We start from the raw sequence: 25,977 nt of genomic DNA, 5'->3' as shown, positions 1-25,977 counted from the left end.
TCGGGTAGTCTTTTTTTCACCCGGAATTCATGAATATGCTAAAATCATTAATATCTACATTGGGGAGGAATCATAGATGAATGTGTTAGATATTTTACCAGCACCCGACAACTTAAAAAAACTTATGAAAATACTTGCTTCTCTAAATATTGTCCTATGTCCTGAGGAATGGCTTCGCTATCATAATTTTGATTCTAAATTTGATAAGAATGTTTCTCTAGCATCGATCGATAATGGCTCAGGCGATAATTTGTTTATTATTTTTACACCTCAAGGAACGATAATTAAAGGTTTTGATCATGAGTCCGAAGTAAGTCCATATGCGCGTGACGAACATGAAGTTTGGCCAGGAATCTTTGAAGAGGTCCCAACCTCGCTATTGTCTTTACTGGAAGATGAGGCGATAGCTAAGGATGATGTTACTTTTTGTTTTTGGCGTGAAAATAACGACTTGACGTGGCAGAAGGGGCAAGTAGAGATTCCAGCGGGGGCAGAAGATGGTTCGGACTTTTTGCTAGGGACTATTTTCCGCACAGCTGAGGATTTTGTGGAATTTGCCGAAGGTTATTTTGAACTCACACTTCCTTTAGAGGTTGTTGCACAAGTTTATGAGGGTGCAGCCATTACAAAAGAGATGATCAAAGCGTTAAATCCTGATGGTGATTTAGAGACAATCCTTCAGGAGTTAGCAGAGCTAGACTCTTAGGGACTTATCGATTTTGAAAACAAAGGGGGATGTGAAATGGAACTTTACGTGGAAAAGCTGAATGCTGATGCTGCTAAGGATATTTTAAGCTGGCAATATGATCCACCCTATGATTTTTACAATAATGAACTAACTCCTGAAGCTATAAGTGAAATGCTAGAGGAAGCATTTTTTTCTGTACTTGATACAGATGAACAATTGATTGGTTTCTTCTGTGTAGGAAGTCCGGCACAGGTTCCAAATGATATATATACATATTCTCAGGATTTTATAGATGTGGGTTTAGGAATGAAGCCAGAGTTAACCGGACAGGGGAATGGGACACTATTTTTCACAACAGTCCTTAACTATATTAATGAGAGATGCGAGGAAAAACCAAAGCGGCTGACAGTGGCGAAGTTCAACGATAGAGCGATACGCTTGTATGAAAAACTAGGATTTAGCCGGGAAGCTGAAATCGTTAAAGGAACTACAGAATTTATTATTATGATTTGTAATGAAAATGATAATCTTACTTCCATGTATGAGCGGGCAAAACCCGGTGAAATAATTACTTTTGGCTCTTATCTGCAAATGGCGGACGGAGCAGACAAAATGCCGATAAAGTGGCGGGTGCTGCAAAATTCAGGTAGAGAGCTGTTCATTTTGAGCGAGTACATTTTGGATTGCAGGCGGTATCACGGTGAATATGTTGAAGTTACATGGCATGACTCCGATTTGCGAAAGTGGTTGAACGATGAGTTTTATAATGCCGCTTTTAATGACTCCGAGCACAGACTCATCAAGACTACACAATGCACAGATAACGGAGAGGGAAGTATAAACACGGAAGATAAGATTTTTCTGCTCAGTGTTTCGGAGGCGAATGAATTGACCTTTAAACTTGGTGAAGATACTTTACGTGCGAAGCGTAGGGCGATAGGAACGGGATTCTCCAAAGTGAAAAAGAACGATGGATGTAAATTATATGTGTATGATAAAAAAGTCAAAGCTGATTATATCCTTGAGAAGGATGAAGAGTTTGGCTGCTCATGGTGGTGGCTGAGAACTCAACCTGCGATTTCTTCACGTGCGTATTTTGTAGGTACTCGTAGCAGTATTCGCAGTTACGGACATGTAAACTTAGCTTGTTACGGTGTGCGCCCCGCTATAATCCTTAATTATTAAGCTCTTTCTCCAACATCGTTTCATGGGAAGCGAATCTTACCACAGAAACAAAACAGCCTGAACCCCTAGGAATACAGGACTCAGGCTGTTTATTATTGTTTCTATTTCATGGAATTAGATTTGTCTTTAGCATTGAGTGTAGCAATCAGTTTCTCGCCTTCGACATCCAGGTTTGGCAGAATACGGTCGAGCCATTTTGGAAGTGCCCAAGCTTTGTTGCCGAAAATAGACATTACAGCAGGGACTAATCCCATACGAATGATGAAGGCATCGATTAAGATCCCTACGGCCAGTGTAAAGCCAATTTGTTTAATCATGACATCATCCGTAAAAATAAACCCTGCAAAAACGGAGATCATAATTATAGCAGCGCCTACTACGACACGACTCACCTGGTTGTATCCATGAACAACGGACTCTGATCCCTCATGACCATGAACGTACGATTCACGCATGGAACTGACAAGGAAAACCTGATAGTCCATCGCGAGCCCATAAAGGATACCTGTGACGATGATTGGCATAAAGCTTAGCAATGGGCCACCGGTGTCGAAACCAAAAAGAGAATGAAGCCAGCCCCATTGGAACACGGCTGTGGTGATCCCGAAGGTAGCGAGTATGCTAAGCAGAAAGCCGATCGTAGCTTTGATAGGAACGATAATCGAACGAAATACCAACAGAAGAATAATGAGCGATAGGAGAATGATGATTCCTACATAAATGGGAAATACATCTGCCAGTTTGGCCGACATATCGATGTTAACAGCGGTAAAGCCGGTAACCCCGAGTTTAACATCATTACTTTGAGCGATACTAGATTCCGCAGCCCGTAAATCATTCACCAGATTTTTGGTTGTTATATCGCTAGGACCCGTTTCTGGAATCAGACTGAAGATAGCTAAATCCTTAGTCATGCCCAGAGGAGTCACCTGCGCGACATTCTTTTGAGCTTGGAGCTCTTTTACAAGATTTCCCAGAAGCTCCGGAGTGACTGGAGTGGAAGAATTCTTTGGTTCTGCAACCAGAATAAGTGGTCCGTTAAACCCCTCTCCAAAACCCTCGGATATAGCATCATAACTTTGTCTTGCTACCGTGTCCAAATTCGCTGAGGCAGCTCCGGGAATGCCCATTTCCATTTTCGCTATGGGGGTTGCTGCTACGCCAAGTACCACGACGATGGCAACAATAGTGACCCAACGATACTTGATGATGAATTTAACCCATCTATCAGCTATACCGCGGTTACCCGTTTTATGATGATCCTTGTTTTTCTTGCGAGCTTTAGGCGAACAGATGCGTTCACCCACCAATCCGAGCAATGCCGGCAATAGGGTTAAGGCAACAAATACGTTGATGAGGACGGTAGCTGCTGCTACTAACGCCATCGTAGATAAGAAAGTGAGCCCGATTACAAGCATACCGCAGAGAGCGATAATAACCGTCAAACCGGCGAAAAATACGGCGCTGCCGGATGTGCCAATAGCTCTAGCCGCAGCTTCTTGTGCGCTTAATCCTTGATCAATAATCATCCGGCGTTGGCGATTTACAATGAAAAGAGCATAATCGATTCCGACGGCTAATCCAATCATAAGCGCCAAGACGGAAGTGACACTAGGCATTTCAATGAATTTGGAAATAGAAAATGCTCCACCCACACCGATGCCGACTCCAAGCAGTGCAGTTATAAGGGGCAGACCTGCTGCAACGACAGAGCCAAGCGTCACCAGCAAAACAATTGCAGCAATGACAAGTCCGACAATCTCAGCTGATCCTACACCGATAGATACTGATTTAAGTGTCTCGCCTGGCAGTACAGTAATGTTAGTATCTTTCTCGACATTCTTGACGGTATCAATTACAGAATCGAAAATATCTTGAGAGATAGCAGATTGCTCAATAGTAAACTGGAATTGGAACAATGCAATGCTACCGTCTGCGGAAAGAATAACTCCAGGTACTGGAACGCCATCTGCCATCAGAGGACCATAGGAAAGGGGTGCTGTGGCTGCTGCAGACTGATCCATACTGGCAGCCTGAGTTGCCTCAGTAGTTGAACTACTTGCTTCCGCTGCATAATCTGCAGGATTAATCACTTCGTTTATACCGTAAACCTCATTAACACCCTTAGTGATCGCTGCCAAACGTTCTGGCGTATCCAATCGCTCGTTTTGAGGTGCTTTGAACACGACACTCCCTTGTCCACCAGATGCAGCCGGAAGTTCTGTTGCTAATTGATCCAAAATCTTTTGCGATTCTGTGCCTTCAATCTTCATTTCTGAACTGATATGAATACCATTCATGCTGATCATAGAGATGACAATTCCTAAAATTAAAATCCAACCTAAAATGAAGTACCCAGGTTTGCGATAAGCGGTTTTTCCCACTCTGTACAATAATGTTGACATGTATCTATTTTACACTCCCTCGATGATGAAAACTGATGGTTAGCCTATTAGAATCCGTTGCGTAAATATCCGTAAATAGTTTCCAAAAATTGATCGAACGTAAGCGTTTCAGGACTTGGATCGTCGCTCGTCGTTTGTCCCGGAAGCAGCACATTAAGTTTTCCGTCAATTAAGGGAAGTACAGTTCCGTAAACCGAATTTATAAGCAGATAAGTATAGACCTCGTCATACTTACCATTTGACAAGTGCAACAATGTTTTTTGTGCTCCAGTTTGCGTAAGGTGTATTGCTCTTAGATAATGGGGCTCGAGAGCTGGAAATTTTCGGGATAGTAATGAAAGCTCACGTAACCTCCCTATAAGCTCAGCTGTAAGTTGCATCTTTATTAGCTGATATAGGGTGTCAAGCAAGGAGGCATTTTCAGGGATTTTGGTGAGCAATTCCTCATACTCATTCGTGTTCCGTACGGTAACTGCTCCCATCGCAACTGCCTCTTCCTTGCATGTGAAATAGTTTGCGAAAGTTCTTCTGGAGTAGCCGGCTTTTTGCACGATATCTTCAACAACAAAACCGTCCAACCCATGTTCAAGTGCAAGTTCGAATGCCGCTTCAGCTAGCGCTTTTTCTGTGGCTTCTTTTTTGAAATCTCTCAACGTTTGTTTAATCATAATTTATGTATACACCTCCCATATAGCTGTAATTGTGGTGAAGATTAGGATTAATGACTATATACTAATGTAACCTTGCCCAAAGTGCAAACTTTCTCATTGGGCAAGTTTATACTTTGGGATCTGCTTATAGAAAATTCCCAGCAGTTTCACAGCAGAAAACAGGAAATAAAAATAGAATAATTTCTCTTTATCAACAGATGAAAAGAGTACATAATTACAGACGACCTCATTAACTCTAGAAATATTTTGTGAGTATTATAAATGATCTTTTTCAAAGAGGGGAGTTCGTTATATGTATGGAATTCTGGCTGTTTCCGGCCTGTCTTTTCTTCTGGTGGCGGTGTTTACGCCTCTATTAATCTGGACGCTGCATAGACTGAGGTTAACGCAGCCGATTCGTGCCGAGCTTCCAGCAGAGCATCAGGCCAAACGGGGTACACCACTAATGGCAGGGTTGATCCTGCTTATCGGGATAGCGATTTCGCTGCAGTTTCAACCCGGGCCTCTAATGTTACTCTTATGCGTTACGTTTTTGTTGTTTAGTTCAGTCGGATTTTTGGATGATTTCAAAAAGGCTTTTTGGCAAAATCCATCCGGCATCAGCGGCCGCTCAAAACTAGTGCTTCAATTTCTTTTTACTGGAATTATATTATATGTGTTGTTCCATTCGTTCGGCCTGACGAGTGATATCGAGTTATTTAAAGGGCAAAATCTGCAGTTGCCTGTGTACCTTTATGTGGCCATCATTTTGCTGTTTGTGGTCGGCTCCGCGAATGCCATCAATTTTACAGATGGTCTCGATGGGCTACTGATCAATGTTGCCATACCGTCGTATTTTTTCTTTTTTATGATTTCGGACAAACCTGAAGTGCAGACATTTTCACTTGTTATGATCGGTTGTCTGCTAGGGCTTTTGCTTTACAATATTTATCCAGCAAGAGCGTTTATGGGCGATACTGGATCACTGGCGATCGGGGGCTCCCTTTCCGTTCTGGCTGTCATTGAGAAGGTTGAGCTTTTACTTCCAATTTTGTTTTTCGTTTATTTTGCGGAGCAGTTGTCGGTCATTTTACAAGTTTGGTACTACAAACGGACGAAGCTGCGGCTATTCCGGATGGCTCCGATTCATTACCACTTCAGCTTAAAATACGGATGGAGTGAGAACAAAATCGTGATGATTTTCGGTTTCATTTCGTGGGTATCCGTACTGCTTTGCTGGTTGATTTGGAAATATTTAATTCACTAAACGAACAATTCGATACGAAACATGAATCTACATAATGTTATTGCAACAACGAGACATCGGCATCTTTTGTATTTACAAATCTATAAAAATAGATATAATGGAACACATGGAACCTTTAATGATATTCAAAGCGTTGTCTAACGAGACTCGTAGTCAAATTATGATGTGGCTAAAAACTCCCGAGGAATTTTTTGATGAAAAGCCTTATTTACAACAAGGCCTAAATTTTCAAATCGGGATTTGCGTGGGCGATATTCAAGCTAAAGCGGGGCTTGCACAGTCGGTTATTTCGAGCTATCTATTGACCATGCAAAAAGCTGGTTTGCTGGAATCTGAGCGAATTGGGAAGTGGACGTATTATCGTCGAAACGAAAAGATAATTCAAGAATTTTCCGATTATATTAAAGAGAAACTATAGGAGAGAGGAGGAAGGGCTTTTTTTTGATAATACATATCTACAAATCTAAATATGTAAATATAAATGGAGGATTATTTTAAAATGAAAAAGGTTAACCCTTTACTTATTATTATTTTGGCTTTAGGCGTATTTGGCATTATTACAACGGAAATGGGGATTATAGGTGTTCTGCCACAGGTAACTCAAAAATTTAATATATCAACTTCTCAGTCTGGATGGCTTGTAAGTATATTTGCTTTAGTTGTTGCTATTTCAGGTCCATTTCTGACCTTATTGGCTTCTGGAATTAATCGTAAAGTAATTCTATTAACTGCCGTACTTATTTTTGCAATTTCAAATATTGTTTATGCGTATACGACCATGTTTGAAGTAATGCTGATTTTTCGTATTATCCCTGCTATTTTTCATCCCGTATTTTTTTCAGTTGCACTTGTTACCGCTGCCCAACTTGTCCCTCCGGAAAAGAGCACCAAAGCAGTTACAAAGGTTTTCGCCGGAATAACGGTCGGGTTTGCTTTTGGTGTGCCTTTGACTTCTTATCTCGCGGACAAAATTTCTTTAGAAGTCGCTTTTCTCTTTGGAGCTGTCGTAAGTATAATTGCCTTTTTAGGAATACTAGCTTGGCTTCCTTCCATGCCAGTTAAAGAAAAAATGTCTTATGGTAAACAACTTGGTATTTTACGCAAACCCCTATTGTGGTTAAATATTGTGGCAGTTATTTTTATCTTTGCAGCTATGTTTTCTGTGTACAGTTACTTTGCTGAATATCTTGGGCAGGTAACACATATGAACGGGTCATGGATTAGTATCATGTTGATGGCCTTTGGGATAATCATGATTTTTGGGAATTTTTTATTTGGAAGCCTTTTGCATAAAGGCATTACAAAGACCGTTATCATGTTTCCATTGTTATATGCGGTAACTTACTTATTCGTATATTATCTAGGTTCTTATTTCCTTCCGATGGTTGTTATCATAATCATTTGGGGGGCAGTGCATTCCGGCGGACTGATTGTCAGTCAAGCATGGTTAACGACCGAAGCGAAAGAAGCTCCCGAATTCGGTAACAGCTTGTTTATCTCATTTTCTAACCTTGGAATTACTATAGGGACTGCTATCGGTGGTTGGTTTATTTCTCATGCAGGAATACATCAACTCATCTGGATCGGAATTATGTTTTCCCTGCTTGCTTTCTTATCGATCATAATCAAAATAAAGATTTCCAAATTAAACGTGGTGGAAGTAGAGTAAAGGCGAAACAGCGATAACCAAGTATCTTTTTTCTGGTACATGGCTGTCGCTGTTTTCTATGATTAGTATTACAGTCTTGTGTTTTTAAGTGTTTTAATTTATTTTTATTAGACCCCATGAAATTACATACGTGTATAAGAAAGAGGTTATCAATGAATAAGATTTATCTATTAAAAAGCTTTCTAGCTATCACACTCTTACTTGGAACAACAACTGCCTGCAACTTAGCCGAGCAGATTACTTTAGAACCAGTTCCAACGATTACGGCCGATTCCAGTTCTGGATTAGATTCTACGCCAGACAATACAACAGAGGACAACAAACGTTTAATAGATGCAAAGGTAACACGAGTAGTCGATGGTGACACCATGAAGCTGACTATAGGCGGCAAAAAGGAAACCATTCGTTTATTGCTGGTCGATACTCCAGAGTCAGTGAATCCGAATATCCCCGAACCACAGCCATTTTCGCTAGAAGCTTCTGATTTCGCCAAAAAGATGCTTACGGATAAAGATGTACAAATTGAACTAGATGTATCGGAGCGGGACAAATATGGCCGCCTACTTTGTTACCTCTATATAGATGGGAAAATGTTCAATGAGATTCTGCTAGAGCAGGGTTATGCACGTGTAGCCTATGTATTTGCACCTAACACAAAATATGTTGATCAATTTAGAGCGATTCAGGATAAGGCGCGAGAGCGGGGATTAGGTATTTGGAGCATTGAAAATTACGCGCAAGACAAAGGTTTTCATGTGCAGAAAAAGAAATGAACTTCTATTAACGTAGGGTATTTGAGCCTATTAGAAGACAGGGGATAGTTTATTGAGCGATTATATTATGGAGTTAAGAAAGCTGGTAGGTACCAGACCGCTTATAATGGCAGGAGCCTGTGTTTTATTGTGCAGCAATCATCAATTATTATTGCAACGTAGAACGGACAACGGGTGCTGGGGTTTGCCAGGTGGTTCAATGGAGCTTGGGGAGACTTTAGAAGAGGTCGCTAAGAGGGAGCTTTTTGAGGAAACAGGCTTAACAGCCAAAGTTCTTGATTTGTTCGACATGTTCTCTGGAAAAGATCTTTATTATAAATACCCGCACGGTGATGAAGTATATAATGTTGTGGCTGCGTATCTATGCACGGACTTTGATGGGGCGCTAAAAGTAGATGGAATTGAGGTGCAAGAATTGCGTTTTTTTAGTTATGAAGAATTGCCAAGCGAGCTGTCTCCTCCAGATGTTCCCGTCATTAAGAGGTTTATGGATCGTTTTGTTTGTAACTGAACCGGCTAACGAAACCACATCTCACTCAAAGCGTCACCTTTCCCTGGGTACATTAATAAGATGAACAATGAAACATGACATCAGCCCGGAAAGGTGTGCGATTATGGACGGAACAATCCTGAATTTCTTTGCTGGCGGCAACACAGCTCACGGCTTCTCTAACCTTTATGAGTCGTCATTGCAAGATTTAACGCGTTTGTTTGTTTTAAAAGGAGGCCCCGGTACGGGGAAAACTAGAATCATTCGAGAAATCGGAGATCTTCTGGCTCAACAAGGTTATGAGATCTGGTTAATTCACGCAGCGTCAGATAATGATTCACTCGACGGAGTGGTTATTCCTGAATTAAAAGTAGGAATTATAGATGGTACGGCTCCACGGGTCATTAAGCCAGAATTGCCTGAAGAGGCCATCGTACATGTGAATTTGGAGCAGGCCGTCGATACGCTCCAGTTAAGCCAGCGTTGTGTTGAGATCGACAGCTTAGTTGATCAGTACACGGAAGAGCATGAACTCGCTTATTCAGGCTTTGCTGAAGCACTCCGCATTCATGACGAGTGGGAAGCGATTTATATTGCGACAATGAATTTCCAAGCCGCTGATGAGCTGACTCAGGAGTATATTCAACTTCTGTATGGTGATCAGAACTTCGAAAAAGTAAGCCGGGTGGATCACCGTTTTTTAGGTGCAGCTACGCCTAAGGGTGCAGTGGATTTTGTACCTAATTTAACCGCAGGACTAAAAAGATATCTTGTAAAAGGTCGCGCGGGATCCGGTAAATCTACACTTTTAAAAAAATTGGCAGCTGAAGGAATAAAACGTGGTGTCAATGTTGAGATTTACCACTGTGGTTTCGATCCGAACAGTCTTGATATGATTATCGTACGCGAGCTTGGGTTTGCTATTTTTGACAGCACAGCTCCGCATGAGTATTTCCCTGACCGTGCCACCGACGAGATTGTTGATATGTATTCACGGTGCATACAGTCAGGTACGGATGAAGCTTTTGCCGAAGCCATCGCAGGTATTAAAGAGCGATATTCCAGCACCATGAAACGATCCATTCAACATCTGACAGATGCCAAAGTATTTTTGGATGAGTTAAAGACAATCTATGCCGCCGCTACAGATTTTGACCATGTAGATCAGATTAAATCCCAAATTCAACAAGAAATCAGCGGGATTGTGGAAAGTCCTCAGGAGGTTTAACCTTCATTAAAGATCGCTCTCTTAGCGGGCGGTCTTTTTTCTATGTCAAGAAATTGGTATGGTACATACGCACCCATGCGGTTATTTCCACAAGAATTGTATCCAAGTATGCTCTCTCTAGGGACAACGATAAGGGAGAGAGAAACTTATGAGTGATCAGAAAGTGATGTTTAGAAAGGGTCTTAAGGATTCTGTAGCTATTGTTGCAGGATTTATTCCTGCTTGTTTTACGTTTGGATTGGTCGGTAAGGGATTAGGCCTAGGGAGTCTGGAAGTGTTCTTATTGTCAGCGCTCGTATTTGCGGGAGCCAGCCAATTTATTGGCGTGAAAATGCTTGCTGCTGGGGCCGCCGCTCCAATGATCCTGCTGCTTACGTTGATCATTAATTTAAGATATTTGTTTATCAGCCTATCTTTTGGGGGTCAGCTTGACCGTACAATCAATCCTCTGGCCAAAGTCTGGATTGGGTTTAGTTTAACAGAAGAAGTGTACGCTGTTAGTATGATCCCCCGCAATCATTCAAAAGAAAATATAACTCTTCCATATTTGCTGGGTCTACAAATTCCTCCGTATATAGCAAATTTACTGGCAACAGCTGCGGGAATATCGCTGGCATCCTACATTCCGGCTATATACTTACCTGCTTTGAACACCTCATTATATGCCTTACTGATAGCACTAATAGTGCCACAACTAAAGGGAAGCATTCGGAATTTGGCCATATGTTTAGCAGCGGCGGGTTCTTCATGGCTCCTACATCCCGTACTTGGAAACTCCTCGATACTTGCAGCTATGTTAATTGGTATGGCAGTAGGCTCCTTATTTCCAGAGCAAGCTGAAGTAGAAAAGGAGGTATCCGTATGACTATTTTGATCATTATCGGGATGGCAATCCTTACATTTTCATTTCGTTTTGTACCTTTGCTGCTGACAAAGCATACGAATGGCTCTTCCAAAGTCCAAGCTTTGTTGGAATATTTGCCTATCGCGGTTCTTAGTGCTCTAACGGTTCCTGGGATATTTCAGGTGGACGCAGATGACAATCTTGTAGGTATCGCTTCGGGTATAGTCGCTGTTATACTGGTATTAATTAGGAAAATCCCGCTGTTACTCGTGATCTTAGGTGCTGTTTCTGCAGCAATAATTGTAAAAATCCTTACTATGAACCATTAAGAAAACCCGGATTAGAAGGGTAGGAAATCTTATGAAGCATGAATTGCTGATTACTCTCGATAAACAAAGACCCATTCCATTAAGCCGTCAAATTTATGAGCAGGTTCGTAATGCTATCCATTCAGGAGCTTTAAGTGGGGGAGATTCGCTACCTCCATCAAGAACTTTGGCCAATCAACTGGAAGTATCCAGAAGTGTAATTCTTCAATCCTACGAGCTACTTCAAGCAGAGGGTTATCTGGAGATGAGAAAAGGGGCAGGTACCTATATAGCGGGGCTGCCGGTGGAGGAGAAAGACCCCCAGGATTCTGATAACCCTTACAATTTTATAACGAAGGGTCCTGATTTCCTTACACTCAATCCTTCTTCTATTATAGAAAACGACTTGAACACAGTATTATGTAATTTTCGGCACGGTGTACCTGCATGGGACGCTTTTCCAATGGATCAGTGGCAAAAAGCATTAATGAATGCCTGTCGTCGTGCATCTCCTGATACTTTGGGTTACGGCCCGGTCGAGGGCTCTTTGGGACTACGCCAAGAGATTGCACGTTTATTACGGTCCACACGTTCGATGCCCGTGGTTCCGGAGCAAATTGTGATTACATCCGGGGCAACGCAGGCATTGGATATATTATCGAGAATTTTTGTTTCAAAAGGTGATGATGTTATTGTTGAAGATCCATCACATAACGTTGTGCGGGAGATTTTTTCGTTCGCTGGAGCGGTGGTTACACCCATCAGGGTTGACCTAGAGGGAATCTGTGTAGATGAGCTCCAAGCAAGCTGTGATCACATCAAAGAAGGTCCTCATAAAAAACCAAAACTAGCTTATGTCACTCCTTCGCATCAGTTTCCTTTCGGGGTGACCCTGTCGATGAAACGAAGAGTGCAGTTACTGGAATGGGCCAAAGCCAATCAAGCTTTTATTATTGAAGATGATTATGACAGTGAATACAGGTACGAGGGTCCGAAGCTATCATCGCTTGCTGGACTAGATGTTGACGGTAGAGTAATTTATGTAGGCAGTTTTAGTAAAGTGTTATTTCCTTCTCTGCGCATAGGTTATGTTGTATTGCCTCCGACTTTGATTCAACCTTTTTTGGCGGTCAAATGGATAACAGATCGTATGTCTTCTGCTTTGGATCAGGAAGCGTTGGCGGAATTTATTCAGAATGGACATTATGCGAGGCATGTTACGCAGATGGGGAAACTTTATGCTGCCCGCAGGGCTTGTCTAGTAAAAAGTTTGGATGCTGAATTTGGCAGTCGTGTCCGCTATTATGGGGAAGAGGCGGGTCTTCATTTATTAATTGAGCTGGAATCTGGTGCCGAAGAGCATCGTATAGCTGAATTGGCGTTACGATATGGAGTTCGGGTCTATCCTGCGTCTTCTTATTTTGTGGGCAGTAAACCTCAAGGTCCTGTCTTTCTACTTGGTTATTCTAATCTCACCGAGAATCAGATTAAGGTGGGTGTGAACCGCTTGATGTTAGCTGAAACGGAAGCGGCAGTTAGTACTAGAACTTAATCGAAAGCGATAGATTATCTAATTCTGGAGGTTTTTATGAAACGGTATATGTTAGGCATTGATCTTGGCGGAACCAATATTAAAGCAGGGATTTACGATACTGATTTTATAGCTGTTAAAGAAAGATCTATACCAACAGAGGCTGCTAAGGGCCCAGCCCATGTGTTGGGACGGATTAGAGAAGCCGTACGTTTAATCACGGATGAAGCGAATATTCCATTAGATTTGGTAGAAGGAATGGGAATCGGAGTGCCAGGATTACTTGATCCGGTAGCGGGAATTTCTTTTTTTTCACCGAATTTTCCGGATTGGGAGCATGTACATGTTGTAGATGAGATGAAAAAATTCTATGACTTTCCTACTTTTATTGATAATGATGTTAGGGTTAATCTTTATGGTGAATGGCAACAAGGTGCAGGAAGAGGGTATAACAATCTGGTTCTGATTACATTGGGAACGGGATTAGGGTCAGGTATCGTGAATGACGGAAAAGTGATCTACGGTACGTCTTATAGCGCTGGTGAAATTGGGCATATGAATATGTACAGGAACGGACGTCCCTGCAAATGTGGAAGCTCCGGTTGTTTAGGGCGATATGTGTCCGCGATTGGCATGGTGAATACTTTTAAAGAGAAGCTGAAAGAAGGACGAACAAGTATTATTCAGACTTGGACTAAGGAACAAGAAGAGCAAATTACCGCGTTAATGATATCTGAAGCTTACGAACTTGGAGACGCTCTCTCTATGGAAGTAATGCAGGAGACTGGAGCTATACTTGGATTTGGATTAGCGAATGTTGTGAATATCCTCAACCCGGATCTTATTATTGTAGGTGGGGGAATGGCAGCGGCGGGAGATAAATTGCTCCAACCCGTAAGAGAGACTGTGCATCAGCATGCGTTGAAGCTATCAAGCATTAAGTGTAAAATTGTTCAAGCAGAGCTTGGGAGTCGGGCAGGAACAATAGGTGCGGCCTCTTATGCGTATAATAAGCTGCAAGATGCAGGAAAATTAAACTTTGGTTAGTGTTATTTGTTTTTTTTACATGAAATGGAACCAGATTGAGCCGCCCGGAATACAACTGTATAAAATCCGTGGAGGTGCTCTTATGTTTGCAATCATGCAATTAATAGGTGGAGTGATTCTTTCTTTGGGATGGATCCCGCAGATTGTTCAAATCCTCAAATCAAAATCCGTAGCCGATTTAAATCTAAAATCGTATTTACTTATGCTGCTCGGGATTAGTCTAATGGAAGCTTATGCGATTAGTTTGGCGGTTACGGGGGTTGGATTAGCTTTTTTGATTACAAATACGATGTCTTTATGTGTTGTATTGCTGGTTATTATTCTAGTGATTAAATATCGAACAAGACAATGAATGAAGCTTATAAATTTAATCTAGATAGTGAATGCAGGAGGTTAATTTGCGCGAAAAAAATTATACATATGAAATCGATGCGGTAACTTTTCAATTGCAGGAAGCCTGTGATTTTGCTTGGTTAACTAAGCTGGGAAAAGTGTTTAAAGTGTTCGATCAGCAAGACTCCGGAAATTTTTCTTTTGGTGTGGAGCAGGATGGAAAGAAGTTTTTTGTGAAATTTGCTGGAGCGAGACCTTTGACTTATGCCGGCAATCCTCAGGATGCTGTTAACCGTTTAATTGAAGCTATTCCGTTATATAACGAACTTAGATCTGATGCACTGATCACGCTACTGTCGCATTATGAGGTTGAGTCAGGGTATGTAGCAGTCTTTGATTGGTTTGCAGGTGAATGTTTACATTCGCATTGGCTATTTGCGGGAGAAGCGAAGCTGAGTCATCCGGAGTCGCCTTTTTTTCGTTATAAGCAATTATCCGTTGAAAAACGTCTGTCTTCATTAGATGTAATCTTTTTGTTTCATGAACATGTTGAGTATCGAGGGTATGTAGCTGTGGATTTTTATGACGGAAGTATTTTATATGATTTTGTAAACGATGGAACTAAAATTTGTGATATTGATTATTATAGACTAAAGCCTACTGTAAATGATCTGGGAGAGAACTTCTGGGGTTCATCCAGATTCAAGTCACCGGAAGAGTTTAGCTTGGATGCGCCGATTGATGAAGTTACGAATGTATTTAATATGGGCGCCACAGCATTTGTTTTATTAGGAGGAGCATCCGATCGATCGTTTGTAAAATGGGAAACCAGTCAAGCCCTCTACGAGGTAGCTTTACGGGCCGTCAGTGCGGTGAGGGAGCAGCGGTATCGGAATGTAGCAGAATTTAAATTGGCTTGGGATGCGGCAAAAAATGTTTGAGGCTGGTGGGAAGGCGAGGGATATAATTGCAGGTAAACTTTTTTGAGTTGGATAAGGAAAAAGAAGTTGTGCTGAAGTACGTTGTTATTATGGTTAAACATGGTGAAGAATGGATCTTAGCGAGACATCAGGACCGTTCGACGTGGGAGTTTGCCGGAGGGCATATAGAGGTTGGCGAAATCCCGGAGCAGGCTGCTGCCAGAGAATTATATGAAGAAACGGGTGCGGAACAATTCTCACTTTTTCCAATAGCTATTTATAGGGTCACTAGTATCGACGCTCCAGAAAATTATGGTAAGTTATATTTTGCAAATGTGGAACAGTTCGCAGAACTTCCTCCTTATGAGATGGCAGAAATCAGAGGATTTACTGAGATACCAAAAGAGCTGACGTATCCCTTGATATACCCAGCTTTGATTTCAAAAGTTCAGGATTTCATTAACCATTCATCTTCAGCTGTAAGATAAGAATGATAGCCCTGCTGTTGTCACATGATATGATTAATAAATAGAACAAGCAGGAGGGATTTCATTGAAAAGAGACATTCAGCATGTACCCTATGGCTATGAGCAACCAGTTGAGCAACGTAAAGGGACTTTAGTGTTTTACGATTCTTTTGAACATATAACAGATCAAGAGCTTGAAGTGGCGGCAAAAACTGCAGCAGACCGGCGTTTCACTAAACTGGTGTTATATCCACTTCATGAGGAAACGGTGCGACGGATGACCAAAGAGCCGGTGAGTGCTTATTATAAGCGAGAGGACCGGCTGCATGAATGGAAAAGAGAGCAAGGACGTAGCTTTATCACGGTAGAGAGTTTGGAAGGGAAGCGAAAAAAGTATACTCCGCTTGATTCTGCGCTGCGGCATCTTTTGGAGATCTATCCTTCGCCGATTTTTCTGTATTTAACGCCTGAGGTGGCGAATCAGTTTGCGTCTTATTCTTCTTTTGAAGAGTGGATTGTAAAGATTCGGTTATTGTTGCCAGCTGCACCTTCATCACTGCATCCACGGTTACTAAAATTTCGCCATCGCTGGGATGTTGTTGGAGAAGAGAAAGATTAAGAATTAACAAATTTAATTTGTGCTGCTTTGTTTACGTCTGTAATTGTACATTCTCCATTGATAATGGATAAAACATCCGATACAAAAACCAAAAATCGCCACAGTGGCAGCCACTGCAACGAGCGCTGTGAAAATGTAAGCTGCGATCGTCCAGCCAACGATGAAGCTGATCAGACCCCCTGCGAGGCAGAAGACAGCTATGCTTTGATTAAACTGTTGTTGTGACCAGTCTTCGAGTACATAGTGGGAACGCTCTTTTGTCAGAAACCTGGCAGCTAGCTTAATGATGGGATTATAACCGAACAAAAGACCGAGCAATCCGGCAAACAAGGGCAGCGCTAGTATCCAGTGTTGTCCTGTTAGCCATGTTAATATTACAGAAATGACGATAAACGCCTGATTAGTTTTTACTAATGGCCGGGCGATTCCTTTGGGCACGTTTTGCATTTTATTCACACCTTTCTCATTGGAATAATTATAGTATACGCTGGGATTGTGGGAATGGGAAGTAGATAATTTCGTGCGAGAGTGGATTAGTGAGGGATGGAGAAGGTATGGAGATGGCTGGAAGCGGATGGGGAAGATGGGGCGGATGGAGGTAGGTGGAGCAGATGGAGCGAATGGGGGCAGATGGAGCTGATGGAGCTGATGGAGCAGATGGGCTGGATGGAGCAGATGGAGCAGATGGAGCAGATGGAGCAGATGGAGCAGATGGGCTGGATGGAGGCAGTTGGTAATTTATTGAGAAAATACAGATGGACATTAATAGCATCCCACCCACCTAGCATGTTACGTCCTCATCTCCTCTCGACAGCACATTGGGCCTTCTCTCCTTTACCGCATCTGGTTCACTCCATTTCCTTCAGTCCAACTGATCCACTCTATCTCCTTCACTCCATCGGACTCCAGAGTCCTTATTTGCTCGAAAAGTAACCTTTTGAAAGATTAACGGACCCCAATGCAGCTATGAGCACAAAAAGGGATGAAAACAGCCCGGTTTGAGTGGAATAGCGACGGTGAGGTCCGAAAATGTGTCCAAAAGCCTGATTTAGCGCAAATAGCTGCATCTGAGTCCGATAGAAATGTTAGCTTGAGAGCAAAGTGTAGTACATGGAAAACAAAAGTGTGGGAGTAAGTGCGAAGCAAGGGAGTACACGGACAAATGCATGCGCGGAAATAGTGTGGGACAAGTGTAAGAACTAACGAAGCTAATAGCTCGATGGGAAGTAAATGTGATGTAGAAGGATGCTCGAAGTTAGGAGCGATCGGACCCCAGAGTTCTTATTTGATCGAAAAGTAACCTTTTGAAAGATTAACGGACCCCAATGCAGCTATGAGCACAAAAAGGGATGAAAACAGCCCGGTTTGAGCGGAATAGCGTCGCTCAGGTCCGGAAATGTGTCCAAAAGCCCGTTTTAGCACAAATAGCTGCATCTGAGTCCGATAGGGAGGATGGAGCTAACCCAACTCAACCCAACCCCCACGATCTTCCACCAAAATTACTTTGAATTTAAGTAATTTATGTGTTGACATATCTCTTTAAAATATGGTTTTATTATGTAGACCAATTGTTATAATGCAAAGGAAGTGTCAGCTTGTCGAACAAGCCGAATACGCGTGAGGCGATTTTGGACACAGCTTCGAAATTGTTTTTTTCTCAGGGATATCATGCAACAGGACTGAATCAGATTATTAAAGACAGCGACTCGCCGAAGGGATCTCTTTATTACTACTTTCCCCACGGCAAAGAAGAACTGGCTTTAACATGTATTAACCGGACTAGTGAAGTTGTCGCTCAGAAGCTTAGACATCATATGGAGAACAGCAAGAGTGCGTCTGAGGCAATGGAGGATTTCATTCTAGGAATGGCTAAAGATGCAGTGGAATCCTCATACGAGGGGATAGTTCCGTTTAGTTTTTGGTTGGCGGCGGAAACATCCTGTATTAGTGAAGAGCTGCGGACAGCATGTAAATCTGTGTTTATGGACTTGCAGGATGTGATCAAGAAACGTCTTTTGTATGAAGGCGTAGAGAACAAGCCCGCGGCCGATAAGGCTTCAGTGGTAATCTCTTTATTTGAAGGGGCGCTTCTCCAGACGCTGACTTTTCGGGATGAACAACCGCTTCTCGCGGCGGCAAAGATTATCCCAGCAATACTTGGTTAGATACAGACAAATAGACAAGATTATCAGGAGGATTAAGGGTGGAAGCAACTATGCAAGGGAATCAACAAAAAGAGGTCAAGAAGTTTAAGACTATTCCGATTCTTGTCTCTTTATTACTAGCAGGTTTTATTGGAATGTTCAGTGAAACGGCATTAAATGTTGCTTTAAGCGATCTAATGAATGTCCTACAAATTACCCCAGCAACAGCACAATGGTTGACAACAGCTTATCTGCTTACACTGGGTATATTAGTACCAATTTCGGGGATGCTGCTTCAATGGTTCTCGACGAGACAGCTGTTTATAGCGGCTTTATGTTTTTCAATTCTAGGAACATTCCTAGCAGCAGTCTCACCTAACTTTGAGTTCTTACTTACAGCAAGAGTGGTTCAAGCTATGGGAACAGCGCTTCTGTTGCCACTGATGTTTAATACAATCCTTATCATCATTGCTCCTGAAAAACGGGGGGCTGCAATGGGGATGATCGGACTGGTTATCATGGTTGCTCCGGCGATTGGACCTACCATTGCTGGACTTCTTATTGAAAGCCTCAGCTGGCACTGGATTTTCTGGTTGTCATTGCCATTCTTAGTGATTGCATTGATATTTGGGATTCTGTTCATGCAGAATGTAACAAAGGTGACGAAACCGAAAATTGATATCCTCTCCATTGTGTTATCTTCACTCGGGTTTGGCGGTATCGTGTTTGGTTTCAGCAGCGCGGGTGAAGAAGCGGGCTGGGGAAGTCCGAAAGTGATCATTGCGATCATCGTAGGTGTAGTAGCATTGTTATTGTTTGGACTTCGTCAAATGAAGATGAAGGAGCCAATGATTAATCTGCGTGCTTTTAAATATCCAATGTTCGCTATTGGTGTAGCTATGGTATTTATCTGTATGATGGTTATTCTGTCCTCCATGCTAATTCTTCCGATGTACCTTCAACAAGGACAAGGTTATACAGCTTTCAAAGCAGGTCTGTTGCTGCTTCCAGGCGGAATTATAAACGGATTGATGTCCCCAATTATGGGTCGTATGTTTGATAAATACGGTCCGAAATGGCTCGTTATTCCAGGTCTGATTATTGCAGCGGTAGCCTTGTGGTTCTTCTCCAGTATTAGTGTAGCTTCTACGGTTGTGTTCGTAATCGTACTTCACAGTACGCTTATGATTGGTATTTCGATGGTATTTATGCCGGCACAAACAAATGGTATTAACCAGTTACCACTAGAGCTATATCCAGATGGTACAGCTATCATGAATACACTGCAGCAGGTTGCTGGTGCAATTGGTACTGCATTAGCAGTCAGCATTATGTCCGCGGGTTCAAAAAGCTATATGAAAACTGTAGAGAACCCAGCAGATCCAGCTAATATGTTACCTGCGTTCACGAACGGTGTACAAAATGCTTTTATTTTCGGAATGAGTATGGCGATTGTAGGACTAATTCTTGCTTTCTTCATAAAAAGAGTAGTTGTTAATCATAAAATGAATACTCCAATGCATTAATAATTAGAGGAATTCGATTAAAAGGAGTGCTAACTGGCAACAGTTCTAGCACTCCTTTTTTGTCGTCAATCATTGTGTCCATTCCATCATATATACTCGTTTTAATTCCACGTTAAGGATCACGATACAGTAGCTATCATCATCTTTTTCTTATAGTAATACAATCCACTTTCTTCGAGTTCTATAAGGTTCGCCCAAAATAATTTTTCGTATTTTTCTTTTTCATTTGGATAAATGGCTATCACGGAATCTTTGAAACTTGATATTCTCTCTTTTAAGGGGTCAATGGATTCAACATTGAGGGGATGCCAAAATGCTGCGTTTTTGATTTCTTTGAATTGCTTATCGTTATAATCTAATACGTAATAGCTTTCGCCATCCCCATGGAAACTGGGTGGACTTTCAAATATCACTTTTGACTCTGTAGGTTTAGAGATCGCTATTCCCCAATTTATCTTCCACGCCTCATAATAGGTCAAAGAATTGTTATGGAGCATATATCCAACGAAAATAACTATGAAAAGAACGAAAAACTCCAGATGGCTATTGTTGTTTTTTGCATGGTAGATCTCCTCAAAATGTCGCTTGTATTACCATTATTATACATGGGAGAGTGGGGAATAGGGAGGGATAAGAGGAACTTTACATACATAGATTTACGATGTATAGTTGTCCTAGGTATAAAAGGATAAATAATATTCATGTATACAGATATTAGTCATTGGACGAAGAAGCAAATCAACGGTATAAATCCCGTAGAATGAGCCGAGCCCGGTCCGAGGAGGCAAATCAACGGTATAAATCCCGTAGAATGAGCCGAATCCGGACCGAGGAAGCAAATCAACGGTATAAATCCCGTAGATTAAGCCCACGCCGGCCCGGGGGTGCAAATCAACGGTATAAATCCCGTAGAATGAGCCGAATCCGGACCGAGGAAGCAAATCAACGGTATAAATCCCGTAGATTAAGCCCACACCGGCCCGGGGGTGCAAATCAACGGTATAAATCCCGTAGAATGAGCCGAATCCGGACCGAGGAAGCAAATCAACGGTATAAATCCCGTAGATTAAGCCCACACCGGCCCGGGGGTGCAAATCAACGGTATAAATCCCGTAGAATGAGCCGAATCCGGACCGAGGAAGCAAATCAACGGTATAAATCTCGTAGATTAAGCCCAGTCCGGGCCAAGGAAGCAAATCAACGGTATAAATCCCGTAGAATGAGCCGAATCCGGACCGAGGAGGCAAATCAACGGTATAAATCCCGTAGATTAAGCCCACGCCGGCCCGGGGGTGCAAATCAACGGTATAAATCCCGTAGATTAAGCCCACGCCGGCCCGGGGGTGCAAATCAACGGTATAAATCCCGTAGAATGAGCCGAATCCGGTCCAAGGATGCAGATCAACTACTATGATGAGTGAAATTTGTTTAGTGGATCAGATACATCCACGCCAATTGTAAAGTTTAGAATTTAGGAGGTGTTAGCCGTTGAAAGTAAGTAAAGAGATGCTGAAGGGCAGTACGGGTACGTTGATTCTGACTCTTTTACTGGAGAAGCCATTATATGGTTATGAGTTAATCAAAGCACTGGAGCTGAGATCTCAGGGTGTTTTTTCATTAAAAGAAGGAACCTTGTATCCGATTCTGCATGCGATGGAAAGTGAGCGCTGGGTGGAGGCTTACTGGATGGAGGTAGAAGGAAGGAAGCGTAAGTACTATAGAATCCTGGATGAAGGTAAAGAGAAACTCAAGGAGAAAAAAGCAGAATGGGTTATGTTCAAAGGTGCAGTTGACTCCGTTCTGGGAGAGGGTGGTGTATGATGAAAGAGAGGCAGCAGCAATTTTTGGATGTAGTGTGTGCAGAGATTAAAGCGAAAAAAACTCACCCAGAGATACGTCAAGAATTAGCTAGTCATCTAGAAGATTTAATTTGTGAAAAAGAAGCCGACGGTGTATCACGGGAAGAAGCCATAGCTTGGGCGATCGAACAAATGGGGAGCCCGCAAACGTTAGGGAAGGAACTTCATCTAATACATAAACCACATGTACCTTGGGGATTGTTTGGAGTTGTAGCTTTGTTATCCGCGATCAGTCTGATCGGAATGAGTTCTGTGGATGTAGGCTACAGTGATATCGTTAAGGGTTCTTTTTTGGATAATGCGTTTAGACGCCAAGCGATAAATATACTCATTGGAATTGTATTGATGTTTGGATTGTATTTTATCGATTTCAGAAAGCTGAAAAGTTTCTCGTGGGTATTATACGGAACATCAATAGCCGGAATTCTGTCGAGTATATTCTGGGGGATAACAATAAATGGAGTGAATTATGGTCCTAGGATTTTTTTGATCTTACCTGATATGACATCCTATCGTCCTTATGTATTGATAGTCGCGTTAGCAGGGATTTTAGTGAATCGTAAGGAATCGGCTAAAAAGAAAACTTGGCGGAGTGGTTTGTTCAACATAAGCATTCTGTTAGCACCTGCCTTGCTTCTTATCTCTTTAAACTCTCTTCCAGAGCTTGTGGTGTATCTAATTTCTTCATTAGTATTATATGTATGGATTACTCGCGATTGGATTAAGAGTGTAGTATTATTAGGATTCTTTGTAATAGTTGGACTAATGTTCATCTTCAATAGCGACTACCTGATGGTCAGAATCATTAGTGCTATAAATCCCTCTTTAGATCCAGACGGTTATGGCTATATATACCAAGTAATGCGTGAAGTTATTAGTTCAGCGGGTTGGTGGGGGCACGGATTCGGAGCAGTAGAACAAAAGCTGCCGTATGTCTACTCAGATATGTTGCCTGTCTATCTTATTCATTGTTTTGGTTGGGCGGGGGCACTGCTTTTGCTGGCAGTTATCTCCTGGTTCTTCATCAAGCTTCTATCTACGATACGAGCGATTCGTGAGACCTATGGACAAGCTCTAGTGTTGGGTTTGGCATTTTTGCTAGCGATAAGACTAACCTATGGTCTTGCTATTTTGAGCGGTGGAATGATGCTGACTTCTATCCCGTTCCCTTTCCTGAGCTATGGGAGTCATGTGTGGTTTGAATATGCGGCTATTGGACTTCTGATGGGTATTTATCGTAGGAAGGACATTGGAGGCGTCCAGAATAATACTGTACTAAGTTAGATTCAGGATCCTCTCGTATGTCTAATTATTAAGTATGAATACTTAAGGGAGGTCTTTTAATGGGATGGAAAAAAACAGGCTTGTTAAGTGTTGCCTTTGCCCTAGGCTCTATGGGAGGGTTTGGGAGTATACATACAACAGATACTGTAGCTGCCGCAACTGTGAAAGAATCTGCAAAAGTCTATAATCAATTCCAGCAATATGTACAGAAGCCGGCATCTCTGGCTAACGCACGGAATTATTTGATTAACCATATCAAAGAAGTGGATACCTGGACAGCAACTCAGATGACACTCCAGCTCGAAAATGCACAGAAGGCATATTTACCTGTGTACTCTGAGAAGGTTTTTCCGGAGAATGTTCAGAAAGAGATAAATAATGCTTTATCCAAAAGCAAAAATCTAACCTACAGCACACTCCTTAATTCGATCAAAGATGCCAATGTACGCAATATGTTAATTGAAGGACGGGATAAGGGATATAAGCTGCAGACTAGTGAGGGCATGTACTATCCAGTGATGCATTATGAGGGCTTCAAAAGCTTTAAGCCGTATGTCACGAAGGACATCGCAGCTTACATTGACATCATGGCCACTGAATCGAATCAACCAAGTGTATTTGATGCAGCTATTGTGATTAGTTGGACAGAGTTAACGAACAGGGCGCTAGCACTGGAGGATTTTGTGACGAAATATCCAGCTTCCAATCGGTCAACCGTTCTTCAAAAAGAGCTGCTTAATGCAACTTCACGCTTATTATATGGGTCAAGCAACACACCAGCTTATGACTATGATGAGCAAATAATCAAACCTGAAGTGAAAAAGGCGTATGAGAATGCATTAAAAGGAAACAAAGGCGACACCAGAATCCTAATGATTTTAGAAAAATTACTGCAGTTACTTGATTCCACGAATAATAAACTCACACCTGAAGTGGAAAAATTTCTGAATCAAACGGTTAATTCGAAATGAAGAGGCGGGATCTATTGAGAACCGGATTTAGAGGAACAAAAATCATAGTTTTCGCATTTGTGCTGTTGTTATGGACAAACACTATTGTTATGGGCAGCGCAGATGCAGCTTACGTTGGATCATCTACAGACAATGTACTGCAGCAAATGCAGCTGGAGAAGAAACACCGTCTGCCGCAAGGATTTGTCTATTTGGATGAAGTGATTCCTACTGCCCATTTTGAAATTCGTTATTACGGAGACAATAATTTTGTAGGGGAGCGGATTGATGGATATAAAGCGCCTTTAGCGATCTTTTCAAGGACTGCGGCTACAGCCTTGAAGGCAGTAAGTGAGGATTTAGCCAAAAAAGGATATATCCTAAAAATCTATGATGCTTATCGTCCGCAGACCGCGGTGAATCATTTTGTAAGATGGTCACAGAATTCCGCGGATACTAAGATGAAGCAGCAATATTACCCGCTACTGGATAAACGTAATTTATTCAAACTCGGATTTATAGCGAAAAAATCAGGACATTCCCGTGGCAGTACCATCGATTTAACGATCGTCAATAAAGAGACCGGTGTAGATGTAGATATGGGCAGCCCGTTTGATTTTTTCGGAGATATCTCTTTTTATGATACATCGTTAATCACCAAGACTCAGAAAGCAAATCGCGCAATTCTCAAAGAGGTTATGGTGAAGCAAGGCTTTAAACCTTATAGTAAGGAATGGTGGCATTTTACGCTGATAAAAGAACCTTTTCCTAAGCAGTATTTTGACTTCAAAGTGGAATAGTTATTTAAAAGAAGCGGCCCAACATAATGTTGAACGGCTTCTTTTTTTTGCTTGTCTTGATTATCATTAGGATTAGCACATGCTGGAAACGCACATAATACTTGTAATAACTAAAAGGGAGGTTTCGAACGGATGATCAAAATGGCAGCGGTTGTTGTGTTAGGTGTTCTATTTTTAACTAATGGATTTGGTGGATTTGCCGCTCCAACAGTATGGGCAGACTCCGGCCAGGTTAGCGTAATTTTGAATGGGAAAGTACTGGATACTGATCCCCATTCAGCCTTCAACAAGGGTTCCACAGTCATGATTCCGCTCAGAGAGGCTTCTAATGCATTGAAATATAAAACAACATATCAAAAAAGTTCGGAAACTATAACACTAACAAGGATAAATGAAATAATTAAATGGAAGCTTAACGAACATTTGGTTAGCATCAATGATGCACAAGAGTTGTTTTTTAAAGATGATATCGAATTCAGAGAGGATCATATCTACGTTCCAATCTCTTTTTTTAAGACTATTGGTTTAGTAACCATATATGATGGTGATTCCAATCAAGTTGAAGTGTATACCCCTGAAGTGACAGCGAGCGTTATAGCGGGGTTACTGGTCGGCGGTAAATATAATGAATTATCGGAGCGATATCATTATGATGTGGTCGTAAATAAGCCGAGCTCAAATGGATTACTGGAAGACTGGAAGCAAATTACGGTAAAAGCCGGGAATTATCATGGGATTAAATCTACAAAAAGTAGCTATAACGAGGATCAATTTTCTATCCGCTGTGTATTGGATTTTGCAGAGACAGAGATTCCACTTGAAATTATATTGAACACATCGGGCAAAATTATAGAATTAAGAGAGACGCTCTAATCGGAAAATGATTCCATGATGACTATGCACATTTCCCAAGCGAGAAGATTTAAGGGGATTATGCATAGTCTTTTTGCTGTTCTAATATACATTTCAAGATAATTTCTGAAGGGTATC

The 25,977-nt window shown here is 41.8% G+C and carries 29 protein-coding genes; 24 read left to right on the top strand and 5 right to left on the bottom strand.

Annotated features, from left to right (window positions below; all coding sequences use genetic code 11):
- Nucleotides 1-76: 76 nt before the first annotated feature.
- Both MKY63_RS27525 and MKY63_RS27520 read left to right on the top strand, forming a co-directional pair.
- Nucleotides 77-706 (top strand): hypothetical protein, encoded by a 630-nt coding sequence (locus MKY63_RS27525; RefSeq protein WP_339810611.1) that lies wholly within the window; start codon nt 77-79, stop codon nt 704-706.
- A 36-nt stretch (nt 707-742) separates the two neighbouring features.
- The gene (locus tag MKY63_RS27520; RefSeq protein WP_339810609.1) at nt 743-1,873 is read left to right on the top strand and encodes a GNAT family N-acetyltransferase; all 1,131 of its coding nucleotides are present in this window, start codon (nt 743-745) and stop codon (nt 1,871-1,873) included.
- A 101-nt stretch (nt 1,874-1,974) separates the two neighbouring features.
- On the opposite strand, the gene MKY63_RS27515 is transcribed toward MKY63_RS27520, so the two are convergent.
- Together MKY63_RS27515 and MKY63_RS27510 are read right to left on the bottom strand one after the other, a co-directional pair.
- Nucleotides 1,975-4,278, bottom strand: a complete 2,304-nt coding sequence (locus MKY63_RS27515) for an MMPL family transporter (RefSeq protein WP_339810607.1) — start codon at nt 4,276-4,278, stop codon at nt 1,975-1,977.
- Between the two features lie 47 nt (nt 4,279-4,325).
- On the bottom strand, nt 4,326-4,946 hold the full coding sequence (locus MKY63_RS27510) for a TetR family transcriptional regulator (protein ID WP_036686703.1): 621 nt from the start codon (nt 4,944-4,946) through the stop codon (nt 4,326-4,328).
- 295 nt (nt 4,947-5,241) lie between these two features.
- On the opposite strand from MKY63_RS27510, the gene mraY reads away from it, so the two are divergent.
- The 14 genes from mraY to MKY63_RS27440 all read left to right on the top strand — a co-directional run bounded on the left by mraY (nt 5,242) and on the right by MKY63_RS27440 (nt 16,424).
- Nucleotides 5,242-6,195, top strand: coding sequence for a phospho-N-acetylmuramoyl-pentapeptide-transferase (mraY, locus tag MKY63_RS27505; RefSeq protein ID WP_339810604.1), 954 nt, complete (start codon nt 5,242-5,244; stop codon nt 6,193-6,195).
- Between the two features lie 106 nt (nt 6,196-6,301).
- A complete protein-coding gene (locus MKY63_RS27500; protein ID WP_051491476.1) occupies nt 6,302-6,613 on the top strand; it encodes a winged helix-turn-helix transcriptional regulator in 312 nt (103 codons plus the stop codon).
- A gap of 81 nt (nt 6,614-6,694) precedes the next feature.
- Nucleotides 6,695-7,864: an MFS transporter gene (locus MKY63_RS27495; protein ID WP_036686708.1), complete on the top strand. Its 1,170-nt coding sequence runs from the start codon at nt 6,695-6,697 to the stop codon at nt 7,862-7,864.
- A gap of 152 nt (nt 7,865-8,016) precedes the next feature.
- The gene (locus MKY63_RS27490; protein ID WP_076275184.1) at nt 8,017-8,637 is read left to right on the top strand and encodes a thermonuclease family protein; all 621 of its coding nucleotides are present in this window, start codon (nt 8,017-8,019) and stop codon (nt 8,635-8,637) included.
- Between the two features lie 67 nt (nt 8,638-8,704).
- The gene (locus MKY63_RS27485; protein WP_038574424.1) at nt 8,705-9,148 is read left to right on the top strand and encodes an NUDIX hydrolase; all 444 of its coding nucleotides are present in this window, start codon (nt 8,705-8,707) and stop codon (nt 9,146-9,148) included.
- A 103-nt stretch (nt 9,149-9,251) separates the two neighbouring features.
- Nucleotides 9,252-10,355: a PRK06851 family protein gene (locus MKY63_RS27480; RefSeq protein WP_076100927.1), complete on the top strand. Its 1,104-nt coding sequence runs from the start codon at nt 9,252-9,254 to the stop codon at nt 10,353-10,355.
- A gap of 148 nt (nt 10,356-10,503) precedes the next feature.
- Nucleotides 10,504-11,220, top strand: coding sequence for an AzlC family ABC transporter permease (locus tag MKY63_RS27475; protein WP_038570649.1), 717 nt, complete (start codon nt 10,504-10,506; stop codon nt 11,218-11,220).
- On the top strand, nt 11,217-11,528 hold the full coding sequence (locus MKY63_RS27470; RefSeq protein WP_038570653.1) for an AzlD domain-containing protein: 312 nt from the start codon (nt 11,217-11,219) through the stop codon (nt 11,526-11,528). Before MKY63_RS27475 ends, MKY63_RS27470 begins: the two co-directional genes overlap by 4 nt.
- Before the next feature lie 31 nt (nt 11,529-11,559).
- Nucleotides 11,560-13,059, top strand: coding sequence for a PLP-dependent aminotransferase family protein (locus MKY63_RS27465; protein WP_076224177.1), 1,500 nt, complete (start codon nt 11,560-11,562; stop codon nt 13,057-13,059).
- A gap of 36 nt (nt 13,060-13,095) precedes the next feature.
- Nucleotides 13,096-14,085: an ROK family protein gene (locus MKY63_RS27460; RefSeq protein WP_076275183.1), complete on the top strand. Its 990-nt coding sequence runs from the start codon at nt 13,096-13,098 to the stop codon at nt 14,083-14,085.
- A gap of 82 nt (nt 14,086-14,167) precedes the next feature.
- Nucleotides 14,168-14,437: a PQ-loop domain-containing transporter gene (locus MKY63_RS27455; RefSeq protein ID WP_036686720.1), complete on the top strand. Its 270-nt coding sequence runs from the start codon at nt 14,168-14,170 to the stop codon at nt 14,435-14,437.
- A gap of 31 nt (nt 14,438-14,468) precedes the next feature.
- A complete protein-coding gene (locus tag MKY63_RS27450; RefSeq protein ID WP_076100921.1) occupies nt 14,469-15,359 on the top strand; it encodes a serine/threonine protein kinase in 891 nt (296 codons plus the stop codon).
- Between the two features lie 47 nt (nt 15,360-15,406).
- Nucleotides 15,407-15,826: an NUDIX domain-containing protein gene (locus MKY63_RS27445; RefSeq protein WP_143758684.1), complete on the top strand. Its 420-nt coding sequence runs from the start codon at nt 15,407-15,409 to the stop codon at nt 15,824-15,826.
- A gap of 64 nt (nt 15,827-15,890) precedes the next feature.
- Nucleotides 15,891-16,424, top strand: coding sequence for a hypothetical protein (locus tag MKY63_RS27440; protein WP_038570668.1), 534 nt, complete (start codon nt 15,891-15,893; stop codon nt 16,422-16,424).
- A 12-nt stretch (nt 16,425-16,436) separates the two neighbouring features.
- Here MKY63_RS27440 and MKY63_RS27435 read toward each other — a convergent pair whose 3' ends face one another.
- Nucleotides 16,437-16,871: a DUF4395 domain-containing protein gene (locus tag MKY63_RS27435; RefSeq protein WP_038570671.1), complete on the bottom strand. Its 435-nt coding sequence runs from the start codon at nt 16,869-16,871 to the stop codon at nt 16,437-16,439.
- A gap of 96 nt (nt 16,872-16,967) precedes the next feature.
- Between MKY63_RS27435 and MKY63_RS27430 the strand changes: the two genes are divergently transcribed.
- The 3 genes from MKY63_RS27430 (at nt 16,968) to MKY63_RS27420 (ending at nt 20,094) form a co-directional block, all read left to right on the top strand.
- Nucleotides 16,968-17,357, top strand: coding sequence for a hypothetical protein (locus MKY63_RS27430; protein ID WP_339810598.1), 390 nt, complete (start codon nt 16,968-16,970; stop codon nt 17,355-17,357).
- 662 nt (nt 17,358-18,019) lie between these two features.
- Nucleotides 18,020-18,589 (top strand): TetR/AcrR family transcriptional regulator, encoded by a 570-nt coding sequence (locus tag MKY63_RS27425; RefSeq protein WP_036684998.1) that lies wholly within the window; start codon nt 18,020-18,022, stop codon nt 18,587-18,589.
- A 50-nt stretch (nt 18,590-18,639) separates the two neighbouring features.
- Complete coding sequence (locus MKY63_RS27420) at nt 18,640-20,094, top strand: DHA2 family efflux MFS transporter permease subunit (RefSeq protein ID WP_036685000.1); 1,455 nt, start codon at nt 18,640-18,642, stop codon at nt 20,092-20,094.
- Nucleotides 20,095-20,213: 119 nt separating this feature from the next.
- Here MKY63_RS27420 and MKY63_RS27415 read toward each other — a convergent pair whose 3' ends face one another.
- Both MKY63_RS27415 and MKY63_RS27410 read right to left on the bottom strand, forming a co-directional pair.
- Nucleotides 20,214-20,507, bottom strand: a complete 294-nt coding sequence (locus MKY63_RS27415) for a hypothetical protein (RefSeq protein WP_143766229.1) — start codon at nt 20,505-20,507, stop codon at nt 20,214-20,216.
- Nucleotides 20,508-20,768: 261 nt separating this feature from the next.
- On the bottom strand, nt 20,769-21,443 hold the full coding sequence (locus MKY63_RS27410; RefSeq protein ID WP_339810595.1) for a hypothetical protein: 675 nt from the start codon (nt 21,441-21,443) through the stop codon (nt 20,769-20,771).
- Nucleotides 21,444-21,582: 139 nt separating this feature from the next.
- On the opposite strand from MKY63_RS27410, the gene MKY63_RS27405 reads away from it, so the two are divergent.
- From MKY63_RS27405 to MKY63_RS27385, 5 genes are all read left to right on the top strand, one after another.
- Nucleotides 21,583-21,915, top strand: a complete 333-nt coding sequence (locus tag MKY63_RS27405; protein ID WP_076141697.1) for a PadR family transcriptional regulator — start codon at nt 21,583-21,585, stop codon at nt 21,913-21,915.
- Nucleotides 21,912-23,237, top strand: coding sequence for an FtsW/RodA/SpoVE family cell cycle protein (locus MKY63_RS27400; RefSeq protein WP_076222663.1), 1,326 nt, complete (start codon nt 21,912-21,914; stop codon nt 23,235-23,237). Before MKY63_RS27405 ends, MKY63_RS27400 begins: the two co-directional genes overlap by 4 nt.
- A gap of 59 nt (nt 23,238-23,296) precedes the next feature.
- Nucleotides 23,297-24,208, top strand: a complete 912-nt coding sequence (locus MKY63_RS27395; RefSeq protein ID WP_076222661.1) for a hypothetical protein — start codon at nt 23,297-23,299, stop codon at nt 24,206-24,208.
- 14 nt (nt 24,209-24,222) lie between these two features.
- Entirely contained in the window at nt 24,223-24,987 is a 765-nt protein-coding gene (locus MKY63_RS27390; protein ID WP_200870206.1) for a M15 family metallopeptidase, read from the top strand.
- Between the two features lie 132 nt (nt 24,988-25,119).
- A complete protein-coding gene (locus MKY63_RS27385) occupies nt 25,120-25,860 on the top strand; it encodes a copper amine oxidase N-terminal domain-containing protein (RefSeq protein WP_339810592.1) in 741 nt (246 codons plus the stop codon).
- The last annotated feature ends 117 nt before the right edge of the window (nt 25,861-25,977 follow it).

The sequence above is a fragment of the Paenibacillus sp. FSL R7-0189 genome, assembly GCF_037969925.1.
Lineage (GTDB): Bacteria > Bacillota > Bacilli > Paenibacillales > Paenibacillaceae > Paenibacillus_AQ > Paenibacillus_AQ odorifer.
Note: the sequence above shows the minus strand (reverse complement) of the source record. Positions and strands in the feature narration are given on the sequence as shown.